The organism is Microbispora sp. CL1-1, from assembly GCF_012034195.1.
GTDB lineage: Bacteria > Actinomycetota > Actinomycetes > Streptosporangiales > Streptosporangiaceae > Microbispora.
The window spans coordinates 1-842 of sequence record NZ_JAATEK010000151.1 but is presented as its reverse complement, the minus strand read 5'-3'; the positions used below and the strand labels follow the sequence as shown (position 1 = coordinate 842).

The 842-nt window shown below is 69.6% G+C and carries 1 protein-coding gene and 1 pseudogene; both read left to right on the top strand.

The window, feature by feature from the left end:
- Positions 1 to 51 precede the first annotated feature (51 nt).
- Positions 52 to 597 carry a hypothetical protein gene (locus HCK04_RS40375; protein ID WP_168066704.1) on the top strand — a complete coding sequence of 182 codons (546 nt, stop codon included), beginning with the start codon at positions 52 to 54 and terminating at the stop codon, positions 595 to 597.
- Positions 598 to 652: 55 nt separating this feature from the next.
- Positions 653 to 842 (top strand): annotated as a pseudogene (locus tag HCK04_RS41735) (hypothetical protein); the annotation flags it as partial.

Sequence of the window (842 nt, the reverse complement as noted above, 5' to 3'; positions counted from 1 at the left end):
CTAGAACTCGACCTTGGAGACGATGTCCGAGAGCGCGGACTCGGAGAACTCGTGACCGAGCTTCGCGACGACACCCGCGAGCAACTCGAACCCCACCTCGGAATCCAGGCCTCCTGCGCTCTGACCGGAATCAACCGGTCGACGCTGTACCGCCGGCGCACACCGAAACCGCCGAGGACGGAAACCGGGGAACCGGCGGCCCGGCCGGCCCCGCCGAACGCGCTGACCGCCGAGCAACGCGACGAGCTGATCGCGGTGCTCAACAGCGAGGAGTTCCGCGACAAGTCCGTGCGCCAGGTGTGGGCGGCGCTGCTGGACCGCGGCGTGTACCTGGCCTCCCCGTCCACCATGTACCGGGAACTGCGCTCCCGCGGCCAGGTCCGGGAGCGGCGCGCCCAGGCCCGGCACGAGGCCAAGAAGAAACCCCAGCTCGCCGACGCTGACCGAGGAAGAGGTGGAGCCGTACGAGATCCACGAGGTCAGGCGGCTCCTGAAAGCCGCTGCCGCCCTGCCGAGGAACAGCGCCCGATGTCGCGCTCGCTCTTGGCCTACGGCAGGGCGAAGCGCTGGGCCTCAAGTGGATGGACGTGGACCTAGACAAGGGCGTTCTCCGCGTACGGCGGGGCCGCCAACGGCCCAAGTATCAGCACGGTTGCGGCGGCACCTGCGGCCGGAAAGCGGGCTACTGCCCGGAGCGCAGACAGAGCAACCAGGAACCGCGGACACCAAGTCCAGGGCCGGACGGCGCACCATCGGCCTGCCCGGCCAGCTCGTGACTCTGCTGCGCAAGCACCACGAGGAACAGGAAGCGGACCGCGCGAACGCCCGCCAGCTCTGGGAGA